The 8,238-nt window shown below is 46.5% G+C and carries 10 protein-coding genes; 9 read left to right on the forward strand and 1 reads right to left on the reverse strand.

The window, feature by feature from the left end; all coding sequences use genetic code 11:
- Positions 1-530: 530 nt before the first annotated feature.
- From V3S16_RS06610 to V3S16_RS06645, 8 genes are all read left to right on the forward strand, one after another.
- Positions 531-1,229 (forward strand): MBL fold metallo-hydrolase, encoded by a 699-nt coding sequence (locus V3S16_RS06610; protein ID WP_413883881.1) that lies wholly within the window; start codon positions 531-533, stop codon positions 1,227-1,229.
- 227 nt (positions 1,230-1,456) lie between these two features.
- A complete protein-coding gene (locus V3S16_RS06615; RefSeq protein ID WP_413883882.1) occupies positions 1,457-2,401 on the forward strand; it encodes a hypothetical protein in 945 nt (314 codons plus the stop codon).
- Positions 2,402-2,421: 20 nt separating this feature from the next.
- Positions 2,422-3,315, forward strand: coding sequence for a polyamine aminopropyltransferase (gene speE / locus V3S16_RS06620; RefSeq protein WP_413883883.1), 894 nt, complete (start codon positions 2,422-2,424; stop codon positions 3,313-3,315).
- Between the two features lie 298 nt (positions 3,316-3,613).
- On the forward strand, positions 3,614-3,760 hold the full coding sequence (locus V3S16_RS06625) for a hypothetical protein (protein ID WP_413883884.1): 147 nt from the start codon (positions 3,614-3,616) through the stop codon (positions 3,758-3,760).
- Positions 3,738-4,076: a pyridoxamine 5'-phosphate oxidase family protein gene (locus V3S16_RS06630; RefSeq protein WP_413883890.1), complete on the forward strand. Its 339-nt coding sequence runs from the start codon at positions 3,738-3,740 to the stop codon at positions 4,074-4,076. The genes V3S16_RS06625 and V3S16_RS06630 overlap by 23 nt, the downstream gene beginning before the upstream one ends.
- Positions 4,076-4,792, forward strand: coding sequence for an HD domain-containing protein (locus V3S16_RS06635; RefSeq protein WP_413883885.1), 717 nt, complete (start codon positions 4,076-4,078; stop codon positions 4,790-4,792). The genes V3S16_RS06630 and V3S16_RS06635 overlap by 1 nt, the downstream gene beginning before the upstream one ends.
- Before the next feature lie 5 nt (positions 4,793-4,797).
- Entirely contained in the window at positions 4,798-5,475 is a 678-nt protein-coding gene (locus V3S16_RS06640) for a hypothetical protein (RefSeq protein ID WP_413883886.1), read from the forward strand.
- 157 nt (positions 5,476-5,632) lie between these two features.
- Entirely contained in the window at positions 5,633-6,883 is a 1,251-nt protein-coding gene (locus V3S16_RS06645; protein ID WP_413883887.1) for an IMP cyclohydrolase, read from the forward strand.
- 130 nt (positions 6,884-7,013) lie between these two features.
- Here the strand turns inward: V3S16_RS06645 and V3S16_RS06650 are convergent, their stop codons facing one another.
- Positions 7,014-7,622, reverse strand: a complete 609-nt coding sequence (locus V3S16_RS06650; protein ID WP_413883888.1) for an SH3 domain-containing protein — start codon at positions 7,620-7,622, stop codon at positions 7,014-7,016.
- A 37-nt stretch (positions 7,623-7,659) separates the two neighbouring features.
- On the opposite strand from V3S16_RS06650, the gene V3S16_RS06655 reads away from it, so the two are divergent.
- Positions 7,660-8,238: FAD-dependent oxidoreductase (locus V3S16_RS06655; RefSeq protein WP_413883889.1), on the forward strand; the 579-nt coding region annotated here is incomplete at its 3' end.

An 8,238-nucleotide genomic window follows, 5' to 3' on the forward strand; every position in this document is an offset into this window, starting at 1 on the left:
ACCTGATTTCAAGAAGTTGAATCCAATGCGTATATTTTAATAGCAGAGGGTTGATCTCCTTGATAACGGCCGTCGCGCTCTCCGAGGCGTAGGCTCATGTCTCTACGAGCCGGAGGCCAGGGCGGGCTTGAACGTTGAACCACTCAACCTAGGAAAATGTTGATCTATTTCTAAATCAAAAAAAAAAATATCGCAAGTGCTGATAATCACTGGGGTCATCAATATTGATGGCGTCGTATAAAGTCGAATTCATCACGTTTTAGGTTTTAAGCGAATCAAAGCAGCTTGAATTTTTGTCTCGATAAGGGTAGTATGCCCACGCAATATTGATGAATTTGTAAAAAGTGAAACGTGAAATGTAAAACGACTACATTTAGTACATTAAGAGGCAATATTACACAACATATAGACTTTTCACCTTTAACTTTTTACTTTTTACGGAACTATCAAACTTAAAACGTTCGTAAAAAGGAACTTTTTACTTTTTACGAAACCATCAATATTACCTCTAATATTTGAAGGTGCGGCTCATGAACATCAAGCAATTTAGATACTCAACTGACAACTTCGGTTATTTGGTATACGGCAAGCAATTAGCCGGCGCCATTGACGGAGGGGCGGCGGACGCCATCCTTGATTTTATCGCCGACAAAGGGCTTAGCTTAAAATGGGTAACCAACACCCATACTCACGCGGACCACACTACAGGGAACAAGGCTCTTGTGGCCGCTTCAGGTGCTGAATATCTGGACGGTGCCGCCCTGCGTCGCGACCGGATCATCGAGCTTGAAGATGTGAAAATCGATGTCTATCAAACCCCGGGGCACACTAAAGATTCAGTTACTTTCGGCCTTGGCAACACTCTTATCACCGGCGACACGCTCTTTAACGGTACCATCGGAAACTGTTTTTCCGGAGACCTTAAAGGTTTTTTTCATTCGATCAAAATGTTAATGGCGTTTCCCGCTGAGACCGTAATATATGCCGGGCACGATTATGTGCAGGAATCGTTGGCTTTTGCCAAGATCCTGGAACCTGACAACCGCGATATAGACCATTTTCTAAAGACGTATGACCCGGCGCACGTGCGTTCAACGCTGCAAGACGAATTCAAAATTAATCCCTATCTTAGATTTAATGAGGAAAAGGTCGTTTTGATGCTCAAAGCAAAAGGGCTGCGGGTCGCATCGGAATATGAGCGCTGGGAGTCGGTGTATTCTATTGAATAGTACCTAAATTTAGCGTTTCAAATTGTGACAGAGCAATATCAAATTAGGTAGTGTTTAATTTTTATTTAAAGAGGAGTCAGTTTCAAAATGTTCAATTTTGTCCAAGGTCAAGGAAGGCGAAAATTTTAACCACAGACATACATTGAGTATTTCGAGGATTACAATTTGAGCCTGACGCAGAGATTGGGCAAAAGGGGGCGTTTTGAAGCTGGCTCAGAGGTAAGCCTTTGCATACACAGGCAACACAATTCGAAGGGCCCGAAAAAAAGCTCGAAATCATCCTTTTCTCCCCGCAGCCCGGCCTGCGAGCCGGCTCTGATGGTCGCTGGGAGAGGGTTGCCAGAGCCGGCCGGGCGGAAATTATCAGCAAGAAATCAAATGATTATCTGGATGCCTACATATTGTCTGAATCGAGCCTTTTTGTATGGGAAGACCGCATCCTGATGATTACCTGCGGGCAGACAAACCTTATTAATGCCGTGCCTGAAATCCTTAAAATTGTTAACAAACAAAAAGTGGCCCTGGTTTTTTATGAACGCAAAAACTTCATGTTCCCCCAAATGCAGCCGGCCGATTTTGAAGATGATGTGGCCGGTATGGAACGGCATTTTCCGGGGAAAAGTTACAGATTGGGGCCGGCCAATCATGATCATGTCTACGTTTTTTATTCATCGCATGCCAAAACAGCAGCCTCACAGGATGCCACCCTGCAGGTTCTGATGCATGATCTGGGCCCGTCGATATCCGAAATATGTATGACAGACAACCGCCGGAGTGCCAGTCAAGTCCTTAAACAAAGCGGGCTTAACCGTATTTTTACGCAGATGGATACGGACAGCCATGTGTTTCACCCTTGCGGTTTTTCCATGAACGGCATTGATAGTATTAATTATTTTACGGTGCATGTAACCCCGCAGCCCGAGGGGTCATATGCCAGCTTTGAAACCAATGTCATCAAAAACGACTATTCCGGGATTGTGGCGGATGTTGTTTATATTTTTAAACCGGAAAGGTTTTCTCTGGTATTGACAACCAGCATGGACGCTCAATGCCTGCGGCTGCACTCCACGGTCAATGCTGCCGCCGCCGGGTATAATGTTACGGAAAAGAGCTTTTACGAATTCGACTGCGGTTATGCCGTCACCTTTTTGAATTATGTTATTAAGTGTTAGGTAGCCATTTGGGAGCATACATGGACAATAGCAGCCGCATGGGTACGAAAAACAAAGCCGGACTTTGGATTAAGGAAATCCACAAAGAGACGGTAGCTTTAAGCTTTAAGATCGAAAAGACCCTCTTTTCAGAGCGAAGTCAATTCCAGCAGGTGGATGTGGTGCAAACCGCCGGCCACGGCGCCATGCTTCTTAACGACGGCATCGTCCAGCTTTCTGAGCGGGATGAATTCGTTTATCATGAAATGATCGCGCATGTACCTCTTTTCGTGCACCCTTCTCCAAAACAGGTTCTTGTCATCGGCGGCGGCGACGGCGGCACGGTCCGTGAAGTCCTCAAACACCGTTCGATTGAAAGGGTTGTGATGGTCGAGATAGATGAGATTGTGGTTCAAGCGTGTCGCCGGCATTTGCCCTCGGTGAGCTGTGCCCTGGATGACCCGCGCCTGGAGCTGCGCATCGAAAACGGGGTCAAGTTTGTAAACGATACCGGCGAACGGTTCGATGTGGTCATTGTCGATTCCAGCGATCCCATCGGCCCGGCAGAATCGCTGTTTAATCAACCATTCTATGAACGAGTTGCCGCCATACTCGCAGCCGACGGAATCATGATCACTCAGGCTGAATCGCCCTTTTACGATCATGACATCCAGTATCCCATGCTGATGAACCAGCGGCCGTTTTTTAAAAAGCTTCATCTTTATCTGTTCACCAATATAACCTATCCGGGCGGCTTCTGGAGTTTTGGTTACGCTTCCAAAGGTATTTGCCCCTTAAAGGATTTTGACCCTGCCCGGGTTGAGAAGGCAGGTGTTGCAACCCGCTATTACAACATTGGAATACACCGGGCTGCTTTTATGCTGCCGACATTCGTAAAGGAAAACCTGGCCGGGGTTATTGATCCTGTAATATAAAATCGCGCAGCTATAAAATAGCTGCGCGATTTTATATAATGCGGCTTCGCCGCTCTGAAAAAAGGCAATTTTTATACACCAATTGAGCGAAAACGCTCAAGTGGTTGTCCGTTGTCCTTTGTCCGTCGTCCGTTGCTACGCAAAAAGAAGCGAGATTATATTTCAACTACAGGCGAAACACACAAAGAAACCCTAAGAATCTGTAAAACTACTGACTACGGACAATTGACAACAGACGCCTGATCGATTTTTGGCTCGATTCGGGTTAGACACTCAAATTAAATTGTAGAGAAACTCAATGAAAAAAATGAGAAGGGCTGACAGGGAGATTACCAGCAGGGCTGAAATCGAGGAGATCATCAGACGCAGCCTGGTCGGCCCGGCTGGCGCCGGCGGATGGAAATCACCCTTACATCGTTCCGCTGTGCTTTGGATACAAGGATAATGTATTGTACTTTCATTCCGCCGGACAGGGGAAAAAAATAGACATCATCAAAAAGAATAACAGGGTTTGTTTTGAATTTGATATTGACTCTGAAGTCATAAAGGCTGATAAAGCATGTGAGTGGGGTATGCAATATAAAAGTGTTGTTGGATTCGGCCAAGCTTCATTTCTCGAAGATTCCGAGTCCAAGCGCCGGGCTCTGGATATTATCATGCAGCAATACTCCGGCGAAGCATCTACCTATCCGGAAACCAAATTAAAACATACGGTTATTATCAAGGTTGACATTGAGCATATGACGGGGAAGCGGGCCTAATGAAGATGCGTGAAGCTGCAGCGGTAAACATACAGGATGCTGGATTTACCAATGGTAATGGTTCTAAGATCGACTCTGAAATGTTGCTGGAAAACGTGCACAAGATTGCAAAGCAATATTTTGACGGAGCCCGTGGGAGCCATGACTGGGAGCATACCCTTAGAGTATTCAGGTTGTGCCGGCGCATCGGCTCCAAAGAAGGTGTCGACATGGATGTGCTGCTGGTTGCGGCCTATCTGCACGATATCGGCCGGGGCTTTCAGGATGCTTCCAACGGTGCTGTATGCCACGCCCAAAAAGGTGTGGAAATAGCAATTCCGATCGTGTCGGCGTTTCCGCTTACGGAAAAACAAAAAGAAAATATTGTCCACTGTGTCAGATCCCATCGTTTCCGGGGCAACTATGCGCCCCAAACAATCGAGGCTAAAGTCCTGTTTGATGCGGACAAACTTGATGCCATCGGTGCGGTGGGGGTAGCCCGGGCATTTCTCTTTGCCGGAGAAGTGGGGGCGCGGCTGCACAGCCCCAAAATAAATGTCGAGAAAGCCGCGCCGTACTCAAAAGACGACACCGGCTATCGAGAATACAGGGTTAAACTCAGCAAAATCCGGGATAGGATTTTGACAAAAAGCGGCAGAAAACTGGCGCATGAGCGCCATGACTTCATGGAGCAATTCTTTAAACGCTTTATCAAAGAATATGAAGGAGAGAGGTAGGTGTTATGAGTATGAACGTTGTTGAAAAAATTGATGATCTTGTAAAGGTTAGAAATGTAATGGCAAGTGTTTTTGACAAAGGCGGTTTGGATGAGTTTATGCCCGCATTGCTCAGGATAAATCCTGAGATAAAATTATATTCTACCGGCGGAACTTTCGGTAGGATTAAGGAAATTATGGGCGAGGCGGCGGCAACCTGCCTGACACAGATTTCGGATTACACCGGCCAGCCGGAAACCCAGGGCGGTCTGGTCAAGACATTGGACTTTAAAATTTATCTGGGCCTGCTGACCGAAACTTACAATGACCCCCACCAGGATGATTTAAAACGAACCGGTGCGGTGCCGATGGATATGGTGATCGGCAATCTGTACCCCTTTAAGGAGACGATCTCAAAAGAAGGGGTAACAGTGGAAGAGGCGCGGGGCAATATCGATATCGGCGGGCCGTGTATGATAAGGGCTTCCGCCAAGAATTATTTGAGGGTTGCATCGGTGGTCGACCCTGCCGACTATGACACCATTATTGCCGAGATGAAAGCTAATAACGGAGCGATATCCCTGGGACTTCGTTACCGTCTGGCGCAAAAGGCCTTTGCCTACACGGCCGATTATGACAGTACTATTGCCGGCTTTTTGGGTTCCAAATCTTTTGACGATGTTAAGGCTTGCTATCCCGGTTAACCCGAATATTTAAAGATAATCACGAAAACACGAAATACTGAAAGCACGAAATGGTAATTTAATTTTGGTTTTTCGTGCCTTCGTATTTTCATGCTTTCGTGATAAAAATAATAATTTTTAACCGGTTTATCCGGAATTAAGGTTAAAGGAGAAGAAAATGGCTGAAGATCTAAAGAAAATGTATCGAACAATCATGGATGATCACTTTCCGCCTAATATGGAGATTAGCTTTGTGGACCAGGACAAAAGGCAGACCCTTTTTTATGAAAAAGTTTCCTGGGTCATCGATGAGGTTCAAAAAGGATTAAGATACGGTGAAAATCCCGGCCAGGAAGCGGCTCTGTACAGGCTGGTCAATGGTAATCTGGTGTTAGGGGACAGCCAAACGATTCAGCCGGGGCAGTATCTGGCCTCAGATATCGAACTGCTGCAGTCCGGCAAGCATCCCGGTAAAACCAATTTGACCGATGCGGACAACTCCTTGAATATCTTAAGATACTTTGTGGACAAACCCACAGTGGTGATTGTCAAACACAACAACCCCTGCGGAGTTGCCCGCGCAGACACTCTGGAAGAAGCCTATATCAAGGCCAATATAGCAGACCGCGTGGCTGCTTTCGGAGGATGCATCACTCTTAACCGGGCGGTAGACAAGGCCACGGCCGAAGCCATTACCAATCAGTATGCCGAGGTCGTGGTCGCCCCTGATTTTGAGGAAGGGGTTATGGCAGTTTTCGAACAGAAAAAAAATCTAAGGGTCATCCGTATCGGTAATATCGATCGGCTGCAGAGTTTTGTCGGTCAGCGGTGCGTGGAATTCAAGAGTTTGATTGACGGCGGACATATCGTGCAGTGGTCTTTTGTGCCGACTACCCTGACTCCGGCGGACCTCAGGGTCGCCGAAACCGAATACAAGGGCAAAAGCTACCGGGTAGACCGGGAACCCACGGATAAGGAAAATGATAATTTACTCTTTGGCTGGCTGGTGGAATCAGGGATTACTTCGAATTCGGTCATTTATGTAAAAGACGAGGTGACCGTAGGCATTGGAACCGGTGAGCAGGACCGGGTAGGGGTGGCTGAAATCGCCAGAGATAAAGCCTACCGGAAACTAGCAGACCGTTATTGCTTTGAAGCGCACGGCATCCCTTACAACGATCTGCAAGATGACGATAAAAAGAAAGAAATTGACGCAAGGGTAACGGCTGAAAAAGGCGGCCTGATCGGTGCCGCCATGGTCAGCGATGCATTCTTCCCTTTCAGGGACGGCATAGAAGTAGGACTCGGAGAAGGTATTACTTCCGTGATTCAGCCCGGCGGGTCGGGAAATGACTACCAGTCCATCGAGGCCTGCAACGAAGTCGGCGCCACCATGGTATATACCGGGCAGCGGAGTTTCAAGCACTAGCCCGAATTTTTTATTGGCTGCAAAACAGATTCAGCCCTGATGCCTTGAAAACGAACGAACCAAACTCGTGACATTCAGATGGTTAATTCTTTGTGGATCATCTCCAAAAGAGTTGGAGATGATCCACAAATTATAGTGATAATCGTCGCCTCTTTTGTTGTCGCCCAACTATCATGCCGCTGATCAAACCGCACAATAACACTAATGCTCCTGATAAAAACAATCTATTTTTTTGCGAAGACTTCAAATTTTCATTTTCTTTAGTTAACATTTGAATGGTTTTTTGGGAAGATGCATGGACCGTTTTAAGCTTAACATATTTATCTGCTTCCTGTTTCAGAGCCCCATTCCGTCCATCTTCAAGGCGGGCCAATTTCTCTTTAAGCACAGCATTTTCCTGCAATAAGGATTTGGTCTGAATTTCCCATGGGAGTCGTATAATCAGATAACGATTCAAAACCCATCCCTTAATGTTCTCCTGATCATCAGCCAGGGAGTGAACAAGACTCCAACCTTCTTCGGTCTTTAAAATTTCCACGGGATGACCGGAAGAGAGAAATTTTAAAATTTTATTTTCAGTGCTTGGACCTCTACGGAGACTGATTCTAAACGAATCAGTTACATAGCCCTTAGCGGCCCAGCTTGTATGACCCGTTAAGCACAATCCTAAAATTATAATAGTAATAAGCCGATATCTGTACATATGCTCACCGTGATTTTTGTGTTTTGACGAAACCATCAAAGTATTGCCTCCCTGATTAATTTATAAAAAAAAGTTGAGATGTAAAGCCGGTTTGGGAATAGCCCGGCCGGTCCCCATTGCCGGGTCAGAATCGGTTATTCCGGCGGACACGGTCATAATGGCTACCGGCCAGGCGGTCGATTATGACGGCATTGACGTTCAAAGGCTGGGTGATAAATGGACCTATACCAACGAACTGCTCATGACCAGCATCGACGGCGTTTTCGCCGGTGGTGATGCCGTGCTCGGCCCGGAGACCGTTGCCGCTGCCATCGGTCAGGGGATGCGAGCCGCTTCCGCCATTGAGGACTACATCGATAATAATGTGGAAAGTCGGCTGGCACAACCGCCGGTGATTTACTCCAAGGACTTGAATACATATTATTATGAGAAATCAAAAGCCTTTACTAAAGAAGCTGCGCCGATTCATATGCGGCTGAAAGGTTTTAAGGAGATTTACCGGCCCTTTGACCGGGATGAGATTATTGGCGAATCGGATCGCTGTTTCAGCTGCGGACTCTGTTACATGTGCGACAACTGCTATATGTACTGCCCGGACAACGCTGTTAAAAAATCAAAGGCCACCGGCAAATACGAATTTGATTTAGATTTC

This window comes from Candidatus Desulfatibia sp. (genome assembly GCF_036446775.1).
GTDB lineage: Bacteria > Desulfobacterota > Desulfobacteria > Desulfobacterales > UBA11574 > Desulfatibia_A.